19 protein-coding genes are annotated in these 19,038 nt (G+C 70.6%); 11 read left to right on the forward strand and 8 right to left on the reverse strand.

Going from position 1 to position 19,038, the window contains the following annotated elements:
- Positions 1-63: 63 nt before the first annotated feature.
- Positions 64-1,290, reverse strand: coding sequence for a cytochrome P450 (locus ACFY1H_RS43780; protein ID WP_386956020.1), 1,227 nt, complete (start codon positions 1,288-1,290; stop codon positions 64-66).
- Positions 1,291-1,598: 308 nt separating this feature from the next.
- Here ACFY1H_RS43780 and ACFY1H_RS43785 point away from each other — a divergent pair, with 308 nt between their 5' ends.
- The 7 genes from ACFY1H_RS43785 to ACFY1H_RS43815 all read left to right on the forward strand — a co-directional run bounded on the left by ACFY1H_RS43785 (position 1,599) and on the right by ACFY1H_RS43815 (position 8,251).
- Positions 1,599-1,886: a hypothetical protein gene (locus ACFY1H_RS43785; RefSeq protein ID WP_220238087.1), complete on the forward strand. Its 288-nt coding sequence runs from the start codon at positions 1,599-1,601 to the stop codon at positions 1,884-1,886.
- A complete protein-coding gene (locus tag ACFY1H_RS43790) occupies positions 1,883-2,713 on the forward strand; it encodes a hypothetical protein (protein ID WP_386956021.1) in 831 nt (276 codons plus the stop codon). The genes ACFY1H_RS43785 and ACFY1H_RS43790 overlap by 4 nt, the downstream gene beginning before the upstream one ends.
- A 64-nt stretch (positions 2,714-2,777) precedes the next feature.
- The gene (locus ACFY1H_RS43795) at positions 2,778-4,697 is read left to right on the forward strand and encodes a fumarate reductase/succinate dehydrogenase flavoprotein subunit (protein WP_386956022.1); all 1,920 of its coding nucleotides are present in this window, start codon (positions 2,778-2,780) and stop codon (positions 4,695-4,697) included.
- Positions 4,694-5,440 carry a succinate dehydrogenase/fumarate reductase iron-sulfur subunit gene (locus tag ACFY1H_RS43800; RefSeq protein WP_285969195.1) on the forward strand — a complete coding sequence of 249 codons (747 nt, stop codon included), beginning with the start codon at positions 4,694-4,696 and terminating at the stop codon, positions 5,438-5,440. Before ACFY1H_RS43795 ends, ACFY1H_RS43800 begins: the two co-directional genes overlap by 4 nt.
- A complete protein-coding gene (locus ACFY1H_RS43805; protein ID WP_366583757.1) occupies positions 5,437-6,060 on the forward strand; it encodes a hypothetical protein in 624 nt (207 codons plus the stop codon). Before ACFY1H_RS43800 ends, ACFY1H_RS43805 begins: the two co-directional genes overlap by 4 nt.
- 255 nt (positions 6,061-6,315) lie before the next feature.
- Complete coding sequence (locus tag ACFY1H_RS43810) at positions 6,316-7,182, forward strand: amidohydrolase family protein (RefSeq protein ID WP_366583832.1); 867 nt, start codon at positions 6,316-6,318, stop codon at positions 7,180-7,182.
- A 43-nt stretch (positions 7,183-7,225) separates the two neighbouring features.
- A complete protein-coding gene (locus ACFY1H_RS43815; RefSeq protein ID WP_366583758.1) occupies positions 7,226-8,251 on the forward strand; it encodes a DUF4037 domain-containing protein in 1,026 nt (341 codons plus the stop codon).
- Between the two features lie 16 nt (positions 8,252-8,267).
- Here ACFY1H_RS43815 and ACFY1H_RS43820 read toward each other — a convergent pair whose 3' ends face one another.
- The 5 genes from ACFY1H_RS43820 to ACFY1H_RS43840 all read right to left on the reverse strand — a co-directional run bounded on the left by ACFY1H_RS43820 (position 8,268) and on the right by ACFY1H_RS43840 (position 12,405).
- A complete protein-coding gene (locus tag ACFY1H_RS43820) occupies positions 8,268-8,930 on the reverse strand; it encodes a methyltransferase domain-containing protein (RefSeq protein ID WP_366583759.1) in 663 nt (220 codons plus the stop codon).
- 130 nt (positions 8,931-9,060) lie between these two features.
- Positions 9,061-9,954: an amino acid ABC transporter permease gene (locus ACFY1H_RS43825; RefSeq protein ID WP_366583760.1), complete on the reverse strand. Its 894-nt coding sequence runs from the start codon at positions 9,952-9,954 to the stop codon at positions 9,061-9,063.
- Positions 9,951-10,598: an amino acid ABC transporter permease gene (locus ACFY1H_RS43830; RefSeq protein WP_366583761.1), complete on the reverse strand. Its 648-nt coding sequence runs from the start codon at positions 10,596-10,598 to the stop codon at positions 9,951-9,953. The genes ACFY1H_RS43825 and ACFY1H_RS43830 overlap by 4 nt, the downstream gene beginning before the upstream one ends.
- 84 nt (positions 10,599-10,682) lie before the next feature.
- On the reverse strand, positions 10,683-11,597 hold the full coding sequence (locus ACFY1H_RS43835) for a glutamate ABC transporter substrate-binding protein (protein ID WP_366583762.1): 915 nt from the start codon (positions 11,595-11,597) through the stop codon (positions 10,683-10,685).
- 79 nt (positions 11,598-11,676) lie between these two features.
- The gene (locus ACFY1H_RS43840) at positions 11,677-12,405 is read right to left on the reverse strand and encodes an amino acid ABC transporter ATP-binding protein (RefSeq protein WP_366583833.1); all 729 of its coding nucleotides are present in this window, start codon (positions 12,403-12,405) and stop codon (positions 11,677-11,679) included.
- 344 nt (positions 12,406-12,749) lie between these two features.
- Here ACFY1H_RS43840 and ACFY1H_RS43845 point away from each other — a divergent pair, with 344 nt between their 5' ends.
- Together ACFY1H_RS43845 and ACFY1H_RS43850 are read left to right on the forward strand one after the other, a co-directional pair.
- Positions 12,750-13,418 carry a response regulator transcription factor gene (locus tag ACFY1H_RS43845; protein WP_366583763.1) on the forward strand — a complete coding sequence of 223 codons (669 nt, stop codon included), beginning with the start codon at positions 12,750-12,752 and terminating at the stop codon, positions 13,416-13,418.
- Between the two features lie 3 nt (positions 13,419-13,421).
- A complete protein-coding gene (locus ACFY1H_RS43850) occupies positions 13,422-14,819 on the forward strand; it encodes a sensor histidine kinase (RefSeq protein WP_386956023.1) in 1,398 nt (465 codons plus the stop codon).
- Here the strand turns inward: ACFY1H_RS43850 and ACFY1H_RS43855 are convergent.
- Both ACFY1H_RS43855 and ACFY1H_RS43860 read right to left on the reverse strand, forming a co-directional pair.
- Positions 14,816-15,745, reverse strand: coding sequence for a TAXI family TRAP transporter solute-binding subunit (locus ACFY1H_RS43855; protein ID WP_366583765.1), 930 nt, complete (start codon positions 15,743-15,745; stop codon positions 14,816-14,818). The genes ACFY1H_RS43850 and ACFY1H_RS43855 overlap by 4 nt on opposite strands.
- A 40-nt stretch (positions 15,746-15,785) precedes the next feature.
- Positions 15,786-16,622, reverse strand: coding sequence for a YwqG family protein (locus tag ACFY1H_RS43860; protein WP_386956024.1), 837 nt, complete (start codon positions 16,620-16,622; stop codon positions 15,786-15,788).
- A gap of 132 nt (positions 16,623-16,754) precedes the next feature.
- Here ACFY1H_RS43860 and miaB point away from each other — a divergent pair, with 132 nt between their 5' ends.
- Together miaB and ACFY1H_RS43870 are read left to right on the forward strand one after the other, a co-directional pair.
- Positions 16,755-18,242 carry a tRNA (N6-isopentenyl adenosine(37)-C2)-methylthiotransferase MiaB gene (gene miaB, locus ACFY1H_RS43865; protein WP_386956025.1) on the forward strand — a complete coding sequence of 496 codons (1,488 nt, stop codon included), beginning with the start codon at positions 16,755-16,757 and terminating at the stop codon, positions 18,240-18,242.
- On the forward strand, positions 18,239-18,715 hold the full coding sequence (locus ACFY1H_RS43870) for a hypothetical protein (protein ID WP_366583768.1): 477 nt from the start codon (positions 18,239-18,241) through the stop codon (positions 18,713-18,715). The genes miaB and ACFY1H_RS43870 overlap by 4 nt, the downstream gene beginning before the upstream one ends.
- Positions 18,716-19,038 lie beyond the last annotated feature (323 nt).

Genomic DNA, 19,038 nt, shown 5'->3' on the forward strand with positions numbered 1-19,038 from the left:
CAGTAAATCCCGGCAAACAGCGAGCCGCACCCGCGTGTCGGGTGCGGCTCGCTTGTTCCGGGCTCACGGGGCCGTGGTCGTCCAGGTGACGGGCAGCTCGTGGACGCCGTAGATGTTCATGTCCGTCCGGAGTTTCACCTGGTCAGCGGGGATCGCAAGCTTCAGGGTGGGGAAGCGCCGCAGCAGCGCCGCGAACCCGGCGCGCATCTCGATGCGGGCCAGCTGCTGGCCGAGGCACTGGTGCACGCCGTGGCCGAACGCCAGCTGGCCGCGCGAGTTGCGGCGGATGTCCAGCGTGTCCGGGTTCTCGAAGCGCCGCGGGTCGTGGTTGGCGGCCAGCGTCGAGACGACGACGGTCGAACCGGCCGGGATCGTCTCGCCGCCGAGCTCGAGGTCTTCGGTGGCGTAGCGGAAGTTGATGTCGACCACCGACAGGTACCGCATGAGCTCCTCGACGGCCCCGGGCAGCAGCTCCGGGTCGGCGCGCAGCTCGGCCAGCTGCTCGGGGTGTTCCAGCAGCGCGAACGTGCCGAGCGCCAGCATGTTCGCCGTGGTCTCGTGGCCGGCGAGCAGCAGCAGGAACGCGATGCCGGTGAGCTCCTCGATGCTGAGGTCCTCCTGCCGGGCCAGGTCGGACAGGATGTCCTCGCCCGGGTTCTCGCGCTTTCCCGCCACCAGAGTGCCGAGGTACGTGGTCAGCGCACCGTAGGCCGCCATCTTCTCCTCGAGCTCCTGCTCCTTGACCAGGAACTTCGCGGAGTTGGCCTGGAAGTCGGCCCGGTCCTCGTACGGCACCCCCAGCAGCTCGCAGATCACCAGCGACGGCACCGGCAACGCGAACTCCTTCACGAGGTCCACCGTCGGCGTCAGCCGCACCATCGCGTCCAGCTGCCGCTCCACGACCTCGGCGATGTGGTCCTCCAGCTGCTTCATCCGCTTCACGGTGAACGCGCCCGTCAGCTTGCGCCGCAGCCGCGTGTGGTCCGGCGGATCCATCGCGATGAACAACCCGGGCACCTGCGGCGACGGCTCCGTGGCGGGCGGCATCCCGGGCGTCTCGCAGGGCACGTGCATGACCCCCAGGTCCTGCCGCGAGCTGAAGCGCGTGTCGGCCAGCAGCTGCCGCACCTCGTCGTACCCGGTGACCAGCCAGCCCTCGTGCCCGTCCGGGAAGAGCATCGGACTGACCGGCCGCGCCTCCCGCAACCGCGTGATCTCCCGCGGCGGATCGAACGGTCCCGCGTCGCGCTCCATCGGCAACCCCTGCGGGACGGACACCGTCTGGCTCATGGGACTTCCTTTCGTGGTGGTCTTGGGACCACTCTGGCGGCACCGGCTGACACGGCCCTGATACCGCTCTGACACCGCTGTCGCGGCCGTGTCCGGACTGAAACCCGCCGTGCCATCCACCGCCTGACCAGCACCCCCACGGCCGACCCGCCACGACACGCCCCGAGAGGGGTCGACTCCCAAGGTCAAGAGGCAATACGCTAGGGAATGTGCTACTTGTCACATAGCACAACGCGAGGCAGAGTCGTACGTGGCGAAAGTGATCGTCACCCGGTTCCTGTCAGCCCCACCGAACAGGGAGGCTCCCGATGTCCACCACAGAGCTCGCCGAACTGCGGCGCACCATCGGCCAGTTGCGGCAGTGCGTGGGCGCCCTGCGCTCTCGGTACGGCGACGCGTCGGCGGTGCGCCGGCTGGCCAACGATGTCGAGCGCCTCGACATCGACACCGCGGAGCTGGACGGCCACCCGCACGCCGTGCCGGCGCAGGCGAAACCCGTGGACCGCGTGCCCGTCCCGGACACTCCTTACGATCCGGCGTTGTGGCAAGGCGCCGATGACGAGGGCGTTGGCGGCTACAAGCGCGACCAGCGGTGAGCGCCCCCGCTGACAACGACGTCAGCCGGGCCGGCGCCGGCGTCCGCTCCCCGGGGCGGGCGCTTCTGGCCGACCGGACGTTGCGCACCGACCGGTGGTGGCTGCAACCCCTGCTCACCGTGCTGGGGCTGGCGACCTTCATCGTCTACGCGACCGTTCGCGCCTTCGTGCGCACCGCGTACTGGGTGCCCGACTACCACTACCTGACGCCGTTCTACTCGCCGTGCGTGTCCACTTCCTGCGTCGAAGGCTCGAGCCACTTCGGGCACTGGTTCGGCGACTTCCCGAGCTGGATCCCGCTCGGGGCGCTGGTCCTGCCGTTCCTGCTCGGCTTCCGCCTGACCTGCTACTACTACCGCAAGGCGTACTATCGCTCGGTCTGGTTCTCGCCGCCCGCGTGCGCCGTGGCCGAGCCGCACGGGAAGTACACCGGCGAGACGAAGCTGCCGCTGATCATCCAGAACGTGCACCGCTACTTCTTCTACGTCGCGGTGATCGTGTCGCTGGTGAACACCTACGACGCCGTGGTCGCGTTCCAGAGCCCCAGCGGGTTCGGCTTCGGGCTGGGCAACATCATCATCGTCGCGAACGTGGTGCTGCTCTGGGCGTACACGCTCTCCTGTCACTCGTGCCGGCACGTCACCGGCGGCAGGCTGAAGCACTTCTCGAAACATCCCGTCCGGTACTGGGTCTGGACGCAGGTCTCGAAGCTCAACACCCGGCACATGCAGCTCGCGTGGACCACGCTCGGCACGCTGGTGCTGACCGACCTCTACGTGATGCTCGTGTCGAGCGGAGCCATCGCGGATCTGCGTTTCGTCGGCTAGCGTCGGCACCCTCTCTCCGGCAGTAGTAAGACAACGGCGTCCAAGCTCCGAGGTGGCTCTATTCATGACCGAGGTCGAACGGCACAGCTACGACGTGGTGGTGATCGGTGCCGGCGGCGCCGGTCTGCGCGCGGTGATCGAGGCCCGCGAACGCGGTTTCAGCGTCGCTGTGGTGTGCAAGTCCCTGTTCGGCAAGGCTCACACCGTGATGGCCGAGGGCGGCTGCGCGGCGTCGATGGGCAACGCGAACCCGAACGACAACTGGCAGGTGCACTTCCGCGACACCATGCGCGGCGGCAAGTTCCTCAACAACTGGCGCATGGCCGAATTGCACGCGAAGGAGGCCCCGGACCGCGTCTGGGAGCTGGAGACCTACGGCGCGCTGTTCGACCGCACGGCCGACGGGCGCATCAGCCAGCGCAACTTCGGCGGCCACACCTACCCGCGCCTCGCGCACGTCGGTGACCGCACGGGGCTCGAGCTGATCCGCACGATGCAGCAGAAGATCGTTTCGCTGCAGCAGGAGGATTTCGCGAAGTACGGCGACTACGAGGCGCGGATCAAGGTCTTCGCCGAGTGCACCGTCACGGAGCTGCTCCTGAGCGACGGCAAGATCGCCGGCGCGTTCGGCTACTGGCGTGAGAGCGGGCGGTTCATCCTGTTCGACGCGCCCGCAGTGGTGCTCGCGACGGGCGGCATCGGCAAGTCGTTCAAGGTCACGTCGAACTCGTGGGAGTACACCGGCGACGGCCACGCGCTGGCCCTGCGCGCGGGCGCGAAGCTGATCAACATGGAGTTCGTGCAGTTCCACCCCACGGGGATGGTCTGGCCGCCGAGCGTGAAGGGCATCCTCGTCACCGAGGGCGTGCGCGGCGACGGCGGTGTGCTCAAGAACTCCGAGGACAAGCGGTTCATGTTCGAGTACGTGCCCGACGTGTTCAAGGGCCAGTACGCGGACAGCGAGGACGAGGCCGACCGCTGGTACGCCGACGCCGACCACAACCGCCGCACGCCCGACCTGCTGCCGCGCGACGAGGTGGCCCGCGCCATCAACTCCGAGGTCAAGGAGGGCCGCGGCTCCCCGCACGGCGGTGTCTACCTCGACATCGCAAGCCGCCTGCCTGCCGAGGAGATCCGCCGCCGGCTGCCGTCGATGTACCACCAGTTCAAGGAGCTGGCCGACGTCGACATCACCAAGGAGGCCATGGAGGTCGGGCCCACCTGCCACTACGTGATGGGCGGCATCGAGGTCGACCCGGACACGGGCGCGGCGAGCGTGCCCGGCCTGTTCGCGGCGGGGGAGTGCTCCGGTGGCATGCACGGCTCCAACCGCCTCGGCGGCAACTCGCTGTCCGACCTGCTGGTGTTCGGCCGCCGCGCGGGTCTCGGCGCGGCGTCCTATGTGGACGGTCTCGGCGACGCGCGCCCGGCTGTGGCGGAGTCCGATGTGGACGCCGCCGCGAAGATGGCGCTGGCACCGTTCGACCCGCCCGCCCAGGGCGTGGCCGAGAACCCGTACACGCTGCACACCGAGCTGCAGCAGTCGATGAACGACCTCGTCGGCATCATCCGCAAGGCGGGCGAGATCCGCCAGGCGCTGGAGAAGCTCGGCGAGATCCGGCAGCGGATGGCGCAGGTGACCGTGGAGGGCCACCGGCAGTTCAACCCCGGCTGGCACCTCGCCGTGGACCTGCGCAACATGCTGCTGGTGAGCGAGTGCGTCGCCCGCGCCGCGCTGCTGCGCACCGAGAGCCGTGGTGGCCACACGCGCGACGACTACCCCAGCATGGACGCCGATTGGCGGCACAAGCTGCTGGTGTGCTCGGCGAATGCGGGGGACAATCCCGTGGTACCGGACGTCGACGTGGTGGAGAAGGAGCAGATCCCGCTCCGGGAGGACCTGCTCGAGCTGTTCGAGCTCGACGAGCTCGGCAAGTACTTCACCGACGCCGAGCTGGAGAACCACTCCGGGAGGAACGCGTGAGCTACAAGGCCAGTTTCCGGGTGTGGCGCGGCGACGAGACCGGCGGCGAGCTGCAGGACTTCAAGGTGGAGGTGAACGAGGGCGAGGTCGTCCTCGACATCATCCACCGCTTGCAGGCCACGCAGGCCTCCGACCTCGCCGTGCGCTGGAACTGCAAGGCGGGCAAGTGCGGCTCCTGCTCGGCCGAGGTGAACGGCAAACCGCGCCTGATGTGCATGACGCGCATGTCGACGTTCACCGAGGACGAGGTCATCACCGTCACGCCGATGCGCACGTTCCCCGTGATCCGCGACCTCGTGACGGACGTGTCCTTCAACTACACCAAGGCCCGCGAGATCCCGTCGTTCACGCCGCCCCCGGACCTGAAGCCGGGGGAGTACCGGATGCAGCAGGTGGACGTCGAGCGCTCGCAGGAGTTCCGCAAGTGCATCGAGTGCTTCCTGTGCCAGAACACCTGCCACGTGGTGCGCGACCACGAGGAGAACAAGGAGTCGTTCGCGGGCCCGCGGTACCTCATGCGCATCGCCGAGCTGGAAATGCACCCGCTCGACGTGGCCGACCGTCGTGACGCCGCACAGGAGGAGCACGGCCTCGGGTACTGCAACATCACGAAGTGCTGCAGCGAGGTCTGCCCGGAAGGCATCCACATCACCGACAACGCCCTGATCCCGATGAAGGAACGGGTCGCCGACCGCAAGTACGACCCGATCGTGTGGCTGGGCAACAAGCTCTTCCGCAGGTGACGCGCGCGCAGCTGGCCGACGCCGTCGCCACCGCGCTGACCGCTGCGTGCCCTTCGTCGGTGGCCCGGCTGCGAGGCTCACTCGCCGCCGGCACCGCCGACGCCTTCAGCGACATCGACGTGGAGTGGCTCGTCCCCGATGGGCTCGTGCCCGCTTGCTTGGCCGACGTCCGGGAGGTGTTGGACCGCGTACGCCCGGTCGCCGCCGTACGCACTTCGCCCGACTTCTTCCACTCAGCGCAACGCCGGCTGCTGTTCGTCCGCTTCGCGGGGGTGCCCCTGTTCTGGCGCCTGGACTTGGCGGTGCGAGAGACTTCGGCGGCTCCCGATCCCGGTCCCGGCGACCCCGCGGCGCACGCCCGCGACGGCGAGTGGTCCCGCCCGGCGAGCGCACTGGCCAACGCCCTCGGCGCGATCAAGGCCGTCGCCCGCGGCCGCCTGGCCGATGCGACCGGCTTACTGGACCGGGGTTTCGCGCGGATCGGCGAACCGGACGCCGCCACGCGGCGGTGGGTCGACGACGTCACGCGGCTCTCCCGTGCGGCTGCTGCTCGGGAAGCGGAGCTCTTGCCGTTGGCAGAGGAGACGATCGCGTTGGCTGCGGCGGAACTCGGTGCTTGAGGCCGGTGGCGTGCTCATCAAGAACGTCCGGGTTTTCGACCCCGAATGCGGCACCACCGACGCGGCGAACGTGCTCGTCGAGGGCCGGTGGATCATCGCGGTAGGGCCCGATGTGGACGGCCCGGACCCCTGTGACGGCAACGGCGGTCTCCTCATCCCCGGCCTGATCGACTGCACGCCCACGTCGCTTTTCCCGGCCGCGAAGGACTTCCGCGCAGCACGCGGATCCTCGAAGCCGTCGCCACGCTGCGCCGACTGCGAGCGAGAGGTGTCACGACCGTCCGCGACGCCTGGGGTGCCGATGCCGGGTTCAAGCACGCCCTCGCCAAGGGCTGGATCGAAGGCCCCGACCTGCTTGTCAGCCTGCGCCAGCTGTCGCCCACGGGTGGGCTCGGCGACTCGTGGGACGCGGACACCGGCCGCCTCGATCGCATCGACGACCCGGCCCTGCCCGACGCCGTGTTCGACGGCCCGGACCAGGCGCGCGCGGCCGTGCGGCGCATGGTGCGGGCGGGCGCCGACTGGGTGAAGCTCGGTGCCGGCGGCGCGCTGGCCGCTCTGGCCGAAGGGCGCGACGTCCGCCCCACCGACGAAGAGCTCCACGCCGTCACCGACGAAGCCTGCCGCGCCGGCCGGGACGTGATGGCCCACGCGCACACGGCCGCGGCCGCAACAGCCGCCGCCCGCGCGGGTGTGCGCAGTGTCGAACACGGGGTGTTCCTCGACGAACACGCCGTCGCCGCGATGCGTGAGCGCGGCTGCTGGTTCGTGCCCACCCTCGCCCCGATTCCGGCCGAACACGGCGAAACCCACCGCCGCTCCCTCGCCCTCGCCATCGAAGCGGGCCTTCCGATCGCCGCCGGCTCGGACCTCGCGCCGCGGCCCCACGTCGACTTGCTGACCGAGCTGCGGCTGCTCGCCGCCGCCCGCCTCGGCCCCGCGGGCGCTCTGCGCGCCGCCACGAGCGACGCGGCCCGGCTCCTGCGCCTCGACGACCGCGGCCGCGTCGCCCCAGGGCTTCGCGCCGACCTCGTGCTGCTCGACGGGCCCGCCTTGGACGTCGCCGATCTCGCCGGTCGCATTCGCGCGGTCTGGCAAGCCGGGCATCGGGTGCGCGGCTAAAACCGCTCGCGAAGCGGCGGCCGGGCGCGACACACTCGCCGGCGTGGACTTCCTGCCCGGTCTCGAGCTCGCCCGCCGCTTCCACTCTGACGCCGTACGCCCGATCCTCGAACGCCGCGGCCTCACGTACTCCGCCGCGTTGATCGGCGCCGGCTCCGAAGTCCTCGGCTTCGACACCGAACGCTCCACCGACCACGACTGGGGTCCGCGCCTGCAACTGTTCGTCCGAGAGCCCGGCGGCCTCGACGACCTGCTCGCCCACGAGCTGCCGCGCGAATTCCTGGGCTACTCCACCCACTTCGCCGACAACGAAGGCGATCCGACGAAGCGCATGGCCCCGGCCGACGGCCCGGTCCGCCACGCCGTGGAGATCGCCGACGTCGACACCTGGTTCACCGCGCGGCTGGGCTTCCTGCCCGGCGAGGCCGAGTCCCGGGACGACTGGCTCACCACCCCGACGCAGACCCTCGCCGAGCTCACCGGCGGCGCGGTCTTTCACGACGGCCTCGGCCGCCTCGGCGCTCTCCGGGCCGCGCTGGCCTGGTACCCCGACGACGTGTGGCGCGAGGTCCTCGCCGGGCAGTGGCGGCGCATCGCCCAGGAAGAGGCATTCGTCGGCCGCTGCGGCGAGGTCGGCGACGAGCTCGGGTCCGCCGTCGTCGCCGCGCGGCTCGTGCGGGACCTCATGCGCCTGTGCCTGCTGATGGCGCGCCGGTACCCGCCGTACTCGAAGTGGCTCGGCAGCGCGTTCGCTCGGCTGGCCCTCGCACCGGAGCTGACGCCACACCTCGCCGGCGCCCTGGCCGCCACCTCGTGGCAGGAGCGGGAAACGCACCTGGCCTGTGCCTACGAAACCGTTGCGGCACAACACAACCGCCTCGGGCTGACCGAGTCGATCGACCCACGCACCCGCGGCTTCCACGACCGCCCTTACCGCGTTCTCGGCGCCGACCGCTTTGTCGCCGCGCTCCACCCGGGCGCGATCGGGGCGATCGACCAGTGGGTGGACAGCACCGACGTCCTCGGCCGCCACGAACGGACCCGCGCGGCCGGCCGCGGCCTCGCGTGATCCCGGGACGGAAACCTCAGGGCCGCCGCGCGGTCAGCACCGCGAACGGCGGGTTCGCGACGAGCGGCCGCCAGGACTCGTCGTCAGCCGGCACCGTCACCGGCCGCAGCTCGATCGAGCGCAACCCCGCAGCAGCAAGGGCCGCCTCGACCGTCTCCGGTGCCCGGACGACCGACTCGAACGACACCGGCGGTTCGGCCTCCACGCGGACGGAAACCCGCGCGTCCTCGTCCAGCGGCGTCACGGTGAAACCCGGCACGGCGCCGGAGAGTGCGGCCGGCGTCAGGTGCGCGAAGACGAGCAGCCCGCCCGGCCGGACGTTCGCCGCCAGCCTCGCGACCACCACGTCGAGCGGCCCGCCGACGCCGAGAGCCGTGACCACGTCGAAGTCACCGATCACCGGCAGCTTCAGCGGTGAGTGCACCTCGCAGGAGATCCCCACCGGATCCCGTTCCTCGTGCCGTTGCGCATACGCGATCAAAGAGCGGTCCCCGTCGACCCCGACGACCCGCGACGCGCCCGCCGCGCGGAACTGCCGAGGGTAAAAGCCCGTGCCGGCGCCGACGACCAGCACCCAGCGTCCCGCCACGGGACCGGCGGCCGCCATGACGGTCGCGGTCTCGGCGATGCCGACGGGGCTGTGGTGGACCAGTTCGTGGCGTTCGGGGAGATCCGGCACGGACGGGCTCCTGCCTGACGGCTGTGCCCCCGACGCTAATCCGCGGCCCGGCGACCCGACAGGTGCATCCGGAGCAGCGCACGAAAAAGGCCCCCGCGGGTGCGGGGGCCTTTTTCGAACGACCGGAGCGTCAGTTGCCACCGCCGCCGAACGCACCAGCGCCCGCGGCGTTGCCGAGCACGACCTGCTCCGCCTTGTTGTCCGTGGTCTCGATGTGCTTCTTGCTCCGCCGGTTGCGCTTCTCGACCCACGTCGCGAGGGCGGTGAGCAGCAGGCACAGCACGATGTAGATGCCGGCCGCCACGAGGGTCGAGGGCACGATCGGCCGCCCGAACACGCCCTGCGACCCGATGTAGCGGGCGTAGTAGAGCAGTTCGGGGTAGGTGACCAGGAAGCCGAGCGCGGTGTCCTTGAGCAGCACCACGAGCTGGCTGATGATCGTCGGCAGCATCGCCCGGATCGCCTGCGGCAGCAGCACCGTGAACATGACCTGCGTCTTGCGCATGCCCAGCGCGTACGCCGCTTCCGACTGGCCCTTCGGCAGCGAGTTGATGCCGGCGCGGAACACCTCCGCGAGCACCGAACCGTTGTACAGCGTCAAGCCCAGCACCACGGCGAACAGCGGTGAGGTCTCGACGCCCACTGCCGGCAGACCGTAGTAGAAGAGGAACATCAGGATCAGCAGTGGGATCGCGCGGAAGAACTCCACGATGAACGTGGAGATCCCGCGGAGCCACGCGCGTTCGGACAGCCGGCCGGCCGCGAACACCGCGCCGAAGATCAGGGCGAACACCGCACCGAGGGCGAACGCTTCGAGCGTGGCCAGCACGGCGTTGGCGAGGTCCGCCTGCACCTGCGAGTACTGCAGCCAGGCCCACTTCTGCGCGGTGAACTGGCCGCTCTCGTAGAACTTGTAGACCACGAACGCGATCAGGGCGACGACCGCGAGGATGCCGATCACCGCGTAGATCCGGTGCCGGACCCGCGACTTCGGGCCGGGAAGGTCGAACAGGACGCTGCTCATCGGGCCACACTCCAGCGCTTCTCCAGGCTGCGCTGAACCAGGGACAGCACGGCGACCAGGATGATGAAACCGAGCGCCACCCAGAGGAGGGCGACCAGCTGGCTGTCGCCGCGCTCGGAGATGTACTGGCGGATCGCGCCCGCTTCGGCGACCGAGAACCCGCTGGCGATCGTGCTGTTCTTGAGCAGCGCGATCAGGGTGCTGATCAGCGGCGGGACGACCGAGCGCAGCGACTGCGGCAACACGATCTGGCCGAGGATCTGGCCGAACGTGAGGCCGAGCGCGCGGGCCGCCTCGGCCTGGCCGACCGGCACGGTGTTGATGCCCGAGCGCACGACCTCGCAGATGAACGCCGACGTGTACACCGTCAGCGCGATCACCGCGTAGGTGAAGTAGTCGAGGTCGACGATGCCGAGCCGCGGGTAGGCGAACACGAAGAACGCGAACACCAGCGTGAGCGGTGTGTTGCGCACGACGGTGACGTAGACCGTGCCGATCGACCGGAGCACCGGGACCGGGCTCACCCGCAGCATCGCCAGGATCGTGCCGAACACCAGGCTGCCGACGCCGGCGATCAGGAACAGTTCGATCGTGCGAAGGAAGAACGGACCGAACAGGTCCAGATTGTCGAGCAGGACGTCCATGGAGCCTTCCCCGCGTCCGTGGGACGGAAGTTTACGTGGAGCGGCCGGCGGACGGAGACTCCGTCCACCGGCCGCCGAGCTGGATCAGTAGCGCTGGATCGTCGGCTTCGTCGCGGTCGCGTTGGACTTGCCGAGAGTGGCGTCGTAGATCTTCTGCCAGGTGCCGTCGTCGAGGCTGGCCTGCAGCAGGTCGTCCATCTTCGTGCGTAGCACCTTGTCGTCCTTGTTCAGGCCGATGCCGTAGGGCTCCTGCGAGAACGGCTTGCCGACGACCTTGAACGAGTCGGGGTCCTGGGCGGCGAAGCCCTTGAGGATCGCGTCGTCGGTGGTGACGGCGTCGACCTCCTTGGTGCTCAGCTTGTCCACGCACTGCGAGTACTTCTGGAACTCGACGATGTTGCCGGGCTCCGTCAGGCCCTGGTCACGCACGCGCTGGATCGGGGTCGACCCCGTCACCGAGCAGACCTTCTTGCCCTTCAACGTCTCCGGGCCGGTGATCGACGTGTCGTCCTTGCGCACCAGCAGGTCCTGACCGGCCTGGAAGTACGGGCCGGCGAACGAAACCTGGGTCTTGCGCTTGTCGGTGATCGTGTAGGTGCCGACGTAGTAGTCGACCTGGCCGTTGGAGATGGCCTGTTCACGCGCGGCGGAGTCGACCGTGGTGAACTTGATCTTGTCCGGGCTGACGCCCAGGCCGGCGGCGATCATCCGGGCGATCTCGATGTCGAAGCCTTCGAACTTGCCGGTGGTCGGGTCCTTCAGGCCGAGGCCCGGCTGGTCGTCCTTGACGCCGACGGTGACCGTGCCGGCCGACTTGATCTTGGCGAACGTGGCCGAGCCCGGGAGGTCGACGTTCTGCGCCACGGTGTAGGTCGGCAGGGCGGCGGTGTTCGTGCCGCTGGCGTCGCCACCGGGGGCCGCGGGCGTGCCTTCCTTGCCGCAAGCGGTCAGCAGCAGGCCGCCGGCGAGCAGCCCTGCCGCGAGGGTGCGGATCCTCATAACGTGTCTCCTGTATCTGTCGTCGGTATGGCCGGTGCGGCCACCGGGTACGGCAGGTGCCGGGGAAATCCGGTAATCGTCAGTGGGTGAGGATCTTGCCGAGGAAGTCCTTCGCCCGGTCGCTCTTCGGCTGGGTGAAGAACTCGTCCGGCTTGGTGTCCTCGACGATCTCGCCGTCGGCCATGAAGATCACCCGATCGGCTGCCCGGCGGGCGAAGCCCATTTCGTGGGTGACCACGAGCATGGTCATGCCGTCCTTGGCCAGGCCGGTCATCACGTCGAGCACCTCCTGGACCATCTCCGGGTCCAGTGCCGAGGTCGGCTCGTCGAACAGCATCACCTTGGGGCGCATCGCGAGCGCCCGGGCGATGGCCACGCGCTGCTGCTGGCCGCCCGAGAGCTGGGCCGGGTACTTGTCCGCCTGGTTCGCGATGCCGACCCGCTCCAGCAGCTCCATGGCGGTCTTGCGGGCGTCGGCGGAGGAGACCTTGCGGACCTTCACCGGCGCGAGCATCACGTTTTCGAGGATCGTCTTGTGCGCGAACAGGTTGAACGACTGGAAGACCATGCCGACGTCCGCGCGCAGCGCCGCGAGCGCCTTGCCCTCGGCCGGCAGGGGCACTCCGTCGACGGCGATCTCGCCGTCGTTGATGGGCTCCAGCCGGTTGATGGCGCGGCACAACGTCGACTTGCCGGACCCGGACGGCCCGAGCACCACCACGACCTGGCCGCGAGGCACCTCGAGGTTGATCTCCTTCAGCACGTGCAGGTCGCCGAAGAACTTGTTCACGGCGGTCGCCTTGATCATCGGCGCCGCCACCTCCGCGGTCATCTTGGCCTCCAGAGCTCCTTCACCACCGGCATCCGCGGGACCGGATCCCCCGTCGATGGCGGAAACCTACTCCCGTCGGACCCTTTGTAAAGGCGGCTTGAGCAATACTTAGGGTTTCAAGTACGTATCGACTTCCGGCGCCGTCCGACCTGGTCGGCGGCCTTCCGCGCTGCTCAGCCTAGCCACGCGCGCATCCCGGCATCACGCGTTGCGGGTCGGAAGGGTGACGGAGAGTCATCCTTTGTGCCCTGTCGTGGTCGCGGGCGGGTGCCCCCTAGAGTTCCTCGCTACCGTGGGCTGGATCACCGGGGAGGCGAGCGGTGCGGGTGCTGCTGGTGGAGGACGACGACCGGGTCGCGGGCGCCCTCGTGCCCGCGCTGACGCGGCGCGGCCTGGAGATGCAACGGCTGGCCTCGGGCGCCGGCGTGCTGGACCGCGTGCACGACGTGGACGTGGTGCTGCTCGACCTCGGGCTGCCCGACGTCGACGGCGTGGTGCTGTGCCGCCGCATCCGCGCGGTCAGCGACGTCGCCGTGATCGTGGTGTCGGCGCGCGGCGAGGTGGACGACCGGGTGCAGGGGCTGCGCGCGGGCGCCGACGACTACCTCGTGAAGCCCTACGACGTGGAGGAGCTGCTCGCGCGCGTCGAAGCCGTGCGACGCCGTCGTGGCGAGCGCACCGACGGGCCCGCGCCGGTGATCGAGGTCGGCGACGTGAGCATCGACCTCGCGCGCCACGAGGTGCTCGTCGCCGGGCAGCCGATCGCCTTGTCCCGCAAGGAGTTCCAGGTCCTCGCGCTCGTCGCGGGCGCGCGCGGCTCGGTGTGCTCGCGCGAGCACGTGCTCACCGAGGTGTGGGGCCACCGGGGTGCGGCGGAGAGCCGTTCGCTCGACGTCCACGTGGCCACGCTGCGCACGAAACTGGGGCGCCCGGCGCTGATCGAGACCGTCCGCGGGGTCGGGTACCGCCTCGGCGGCGGGCGGGGCTGAGCCGTGCGCGTCCGCCTCCAGGGGATCGTGGTCACGCTCGTCGCGCTGCTCGTGTTCGGCCTCGGTATCCCCCTGGCGCTGACGATGGCGGGCAGCCTGCAGCAGAACCTCTTTCTCGACCGGCTCACCGACACCGCGCGGTTCGCCTCGCTCGCGCAACGGCCGCTGATCGACAACCGGCCCGCGCTGCTGGAGCCGGAGCTGCGCCGCTACACCGAGGTCTACGGCGTGAAGGTCGTGGTGGTGAACCAGGACGGCGTCGCGGTGCTCAGCTCGCTGGGCGGCACCGACGCGGCCCGCATCGACCGCTCGGCGATCGCCGCGCCGGTGAACGAGGCGCTCGCCGGCCGCCACCCGGAGCCCGGTCCGCTGCTGATGCCGTGGTCGACGGTCCCACTGGTGCTGGCCGAGCCGATCCTGATCGACGGCGAGGTGCGCGGCGTCGTCGTCACGGAGTCCTCGACCGACCACGTGCGCACGCGGCTGCTGTGGCAGTGGCTCGTGCTCGCGGCGGGCGCGGTGGTCGCGTTCGGGCTCGCGCTGCTGGTCGCGATCCCGGTGGTGCGGTGGACGCTGCGGCCCGTGCGCCGGCTCGACGAAGCGACGGGCGCGCTGGTCGCGGCCGTCGTGAGCGGGCGTGAGGCGGAGCCGGTCGGCGAGAGCGGCGGGCCGCCTGAGCTGCGGAAACTCGGCCGGTCCTTCGACCGGATGGCGGCGAGCGTGTCAGAGGCGCTGGCCGCGCAACGGGCGTTCGTCGCCGACGCGTCGCACCAGCTGCGCAACCCGCTGACCGCGTTGAAGCTGCGGCTGGGCAACCTCGAAGGCCACGTGGACGACGACGCCGCGGCCGCCGACCTCGACGCCGCCCGCGTGGACGCCGGCCGGCTCAACCAGATCCTCGACGAGCTGCTGTCGATGGCCCGCGCCGAGTCGGCCGGCGGTGAGCTCGTGGCGGAGGACCTCGGCGCGGTGGTGTCCGACCGCGTCGCCGACTGGAGCGTGGTGGGTGCGGCGCGTGACGTCGCGCTGGAAACCGACGCGGACGTCAAGGGCGCGCGGGTGCTGCTGCCACCGAGGGGGCTGGAGGTGATCCTGGACGCGCTGATCGACAACGCGCTGAAGTTCACCGGCCAGGGCACTTCGGTGCATGTTTCGGCCGTGAACGGCGGCAACCGGGTGACCCTGGCGGTGCGGGACCACGGGCCGGGCCTGCGCGAGGACGAGCTGGAGCGCGCCGTGGACCGCTTCTGGCGCAGCAGCGCGCACCAGAACGTGCCCGGCTCGGGCCTGGGGCTCGCGATCGTGCGCGAGATCGTCCGCCACTCCGGCGGCGACATGCGCCTGTCCCTGCCGGACGGCGGCGGGCTGCGGATCGAGCTGGACCTGCGGGTCGCGCCCTAGACCTTGAGGCTGCGGTAGTAGGCGAGCGCGCCCGGGTGCAGGGGGAGCGGCTCGGTCTCGATACCCGGGTGGACGTCGATCGACAGGGCCGCGCGGTTGGCGTCCGCGAGGGCGGGGCGGGCGTCGTAGAGGCCGCGGGTGAGGGCTTCGGCGACGTCGCCGGCCATGTTCGCGGGGACGACGAGGAAGTTGGGCACCACGAGCGTGGTCACGGGGCCGGCCTGGTTGTAGGTGCTGCCGGGGATGGTGGCGGTGCTGTAGACGGGGCTGTAGGCCTGCATGCCCTCCTGCAAGCTGGCCATGTCGAGCAGCCGCAGGCCGACCTTCTGCGTGTACGTCGTGATCAGCGGGGTCGGCAGGCCGCCGGACCAGAACAGGGCGTCGAGCTGGTGGTTTTCGAGGGCTTTGAGGGAGTCTCCGAGGCCCAGCTGCTGCACGGTCACGGAATCGGTCAGGCCGGCGACGGCCAGCACGCGGTTGGCGATGTACTCCACGCCGGACTCGGGCGAGCCGACCGCGATGTGGCGGCCCTTGAGCATCGACACCGACGTGTAGGGCGAGTCGGCGCGCACGACGATGTGCAGGTAGTCGTCGTGGATGCGCGCCAGCGCGGTCAGCCGGCCCGGGTGCTGCGCGGCGGACTCGGCGGCGAGGTCGGCCGCCACGAACGCGACGTCGGCGCTCCCGGAGAGCACGCGGTTGAGGTTGTCGCGCGAGCCCTGCGTCGCCAGGACCTCCGGCCGGGTGATGCCCAGGTCCTTGGCCCACGCGTCGGCGAGCGGCCGGGCGAGGTCGTTGTACACGCCGCCGACCGCGCCGGTCGCGATCCGCAGGCGCAGGCCCTCGAAGCTCGGCCCACAGGCGGCCGTGAGCCCCGCCACGAGCACCGCGACGAGCACCGCCGTGAGCCTCCGCTGCCACCCCATGGGGTGGATCGTGCCAGACGCGCGCCCCCGCGTTCGCGGCTCAGGTGCACTGCATCGTGAACCGGGCCGCGTCGAACCTCCCCGCCGCGAGGTCGTCGGACCGGATGACCCAGTAGATCGTGCCGACGTCGCCCCACATCATGTCGGCCTCGTCGTCGCTGTCGAACTGGGCGAGCAGCACCCAGCGCGCGCCTTCCCCGGCCAGGGCGGGGTCGCGGTAGCCGCCGCCTAGGGCCATCACGGCGACCTCCGTCTCCGGGGCGTCCTGGATCGCCGTGGCGTACCCGCCGACCTGGTGCCGCGCGGTCTGCTCGGTTTCTGCCCAGGCGAGCTCGCCCAGCAGCCCAGGGCGGACCGCATTCACCAGCGGCACTCCCTCCGGCGTGGTGGTGCTGTCGAGCAGCACGTGACCGACGTCCGGCGCCGAGCCCACCACCCGCGCGTGCAGGTCGCGGCGCGGGTACGCGAGGTGCTCGACGGGCGCGCCCCGCTCGGCGACCGGCGTGCCGGCCGGGACGAAGATCACCCGATGGCCGTCGAGGTCCTCGCCGTACGCGGGTTCGTCGTCCTTCTCGTCGTAGCGGCCGTCGAAGGAGAAGAACAGCAACGTGCCGGCCTCCGGCAACGTTTCGAGCTCGCGCGGCAACGCACCGCAGTCCACCGACGCGACGAACGTGAGCGGCCCGCGCTCGCCCCACGTCGGCCACTCCACGCCGGCGGGCAGCGCCGGGTCACCACCCAGCTGCCCCACCGGCGCCCCGTCGCCCTCCGGAACGAGGTGCACCCCGGGACGCACCAGCCCCAGCCACGCGCCGACGGCCTCGGCGGGCAGGTGCTCCTGGGCGAGGGCCGTGAGTCGTTGTCTCCATGCGGTCACAGAGAGGATCATCGCAGCGCACACCGACAAAAACCGCGCGCGGGACGAGCCGAGCGAGATCCGGCCGGGACCGCGTTCAACCAGGTGGGCGGCGGCTTAGCCGAGGTCGGCGGGGGTTACCCTGGCTACCTGATGACCGAGAATCGCAAGACCTTCCAGATCCGCACCTTCGGCTGCCAGATGAACGTGCACGACTCGGAACGGCTCGCCGGTCAGCTCGAGGAGGCCGGGTACGTCCCCGCGAGCGCGGAGGCGAAGCCGGACCTGGTCGTGTTCAACACCTGCGCCGTGCGGGAGAACGCGGACAACAAGCTGTACGGCACCTTGGGCCACCTGCGCCCGGACAAGGTCGCCAACCCGGACATGCAGATCGCCGTGGGCGGCTGCCTGGCGCAGAAGGACCGCGGGGAGATCGTCAAGCGCGCCCCGTGGGTCGACGTCGTGTTCGGGACGCACAACATCGGCGCGCTGCCGACGCTGCTGGAGCGCGCGCGGCACAACGCCGAGGCCGAGGTGGAGATCCTCGAGTCGCTCGAGACGTTCCCCTCCACGCTGCCCGCGCGCCGCGAGTCGTCGTACGCGAGCTGGGTGTCGGTTTCGGTGGGGTGCAACAACACCTGCACGTTCTGCATCGTGCCGTCGTTGCGGGGCAAGGAACGCGACCGCCGCCCGGGCGAGATCCTCGCCGAGGTCGAGGCGCTCGTGGCCGAGGGCGTGCTCGAGGTGACGCTGCTGGGGCAGAACGTGAACTCCTACGGCGTCGAGTTCGGCGACCGCCTGGCGTTCGGCAAGCTGCTGCGCGCGACCGGCGGGATCAGTGGTCTCGAGCGTGTGCGGTTCACCTCGCCGCACCCCGCGGCGTTCACGTCCGACGTGATCGACGCCATGGCCGACACCGCGAACGTGTGCCACCAGCTGCACATGCCGCTGCAGTCGGGTTCGGACCGGGTGCTGCGCGAGATGCGGCGCTCGTACCGCTCCGGGCGTTACCTGAAGATCCTCGACGAGGTCCGCTCGGCGATGCCCGACGCGGCGATCACCACGGACATCATCGTCGGCTTCCCCGGCGAGACCGAAGAGGACTTCCAGGCGACGCTCGACGTGGTGCGCGAGGCGCGGTTCTCCAGCGCGTTCACGTTCCAGTACTCGAAGCGCCCCGGCACGCCGGCCGCGACGATGGACGGCCAGCTGCCGAAGGAGGTCGTGCAGGAGCGTTACGACCGGCTGGTCGAGCTGCAGAACGAGATCTCCTGGGCGGAGAACAAGAAGCTGGTCGGGACCAAGGTCGAGCTGCTCGTGGCCGCGGGCGAGGGCCGCAAGGACGCCGAGACGCACCGCATGAGCGGCCGCGCCCGCGACGGCCGGCTCGTGCACTTCACGCCCGCCGGGTCCGTTGTGGACCGTGGGGTGCGCCCGGGCGACGTCGTCGAGACGGTGATCACCTACGGCGCCCCGCACCACCTGGTCGCCGACGGCGACCTCCTGACGCACCGCCGCACGCGAGCGGGCGACAACGCCGAAGCGGGTCTTCGGCCCAAGACGAGCGGGGTCACGCTGGGACTGCCGGGCGTCGGAGCCCCGGCCGTCGAGCCGGCCCCGGTGAGTGGGTGTGCGCTGTGAGCGAGCCAGGAACGCCGGCCGAGGTCGACGAGGAGCTGACCGACCAGATCGACCAGGCGGGAGCGCGCGCGTCTCGCACGGTGGAGCTGGGCCGTCGCGGCTTCTACATCGCCGTGTTCATCGTCGTGCTGCTCGTGGCGCAGTTCCTGCCCTGGGTCGGCGACCACGCGGGCTACCAGGTGCTGCAGGGCGCCGGCGGCGGCATCCCGCAACTGTTCGCCGCGACGTCCACGGGCATCGGCGTCCTCGCCGGCGCGGTGGGCGTGGCGACGCGCCGCTGGTGGGTCGCCTGGTGCTGCGCCGCCGGCGGCTGGTTCGCCTCGGTGGACGGCCTGCTGTCCGTGTGGTCCCAACAGTCGGCCCACGCCAACGGCGCCACCGGCGGCGGCCCGGGAATCGGCATGATCGTCGCGTGGATCGCCACGATCGTCCTGGCGACGATGTGGATGCGGACGGCTTTCTCGCGCGCTTGAGAACCGGGGGAAGCCTCGCCGCGCCTTGATCCGACGGCGCGGCGGTCCCGGTCGCGCTGCTCGTGGTGCGATTTTTGTCGTGCCGGAGTGAGAGAATGGAAACCGGGGGTCCCCCTGGGCGGTCGTGAAGGGACCCTTCATTCCTTCAGCCGACGCGAGCACCCACGCCACACGCGTAGCGAGCAGGCCAGCCCACCGCGAGTGTTTCGCGCGCGCCACCCACGCCACCGCGAGTACCGAGCCTGTCAGCTGATCACCCGTCGCGACCACCAACAACCCGAACGATCGAAAAAGGCCGCTCCCCGGGCGAAACCCGAGGAGCG

It is taken from the genome of Amycolatopsis sp. NPDC001319, assembly GCF_042896185.1.
Lineage (GTDB): Bacteria > Actinomycetota > Actinomycetes > Mycobacteriales > Pseudonocardiaceae > Amycolatopsis.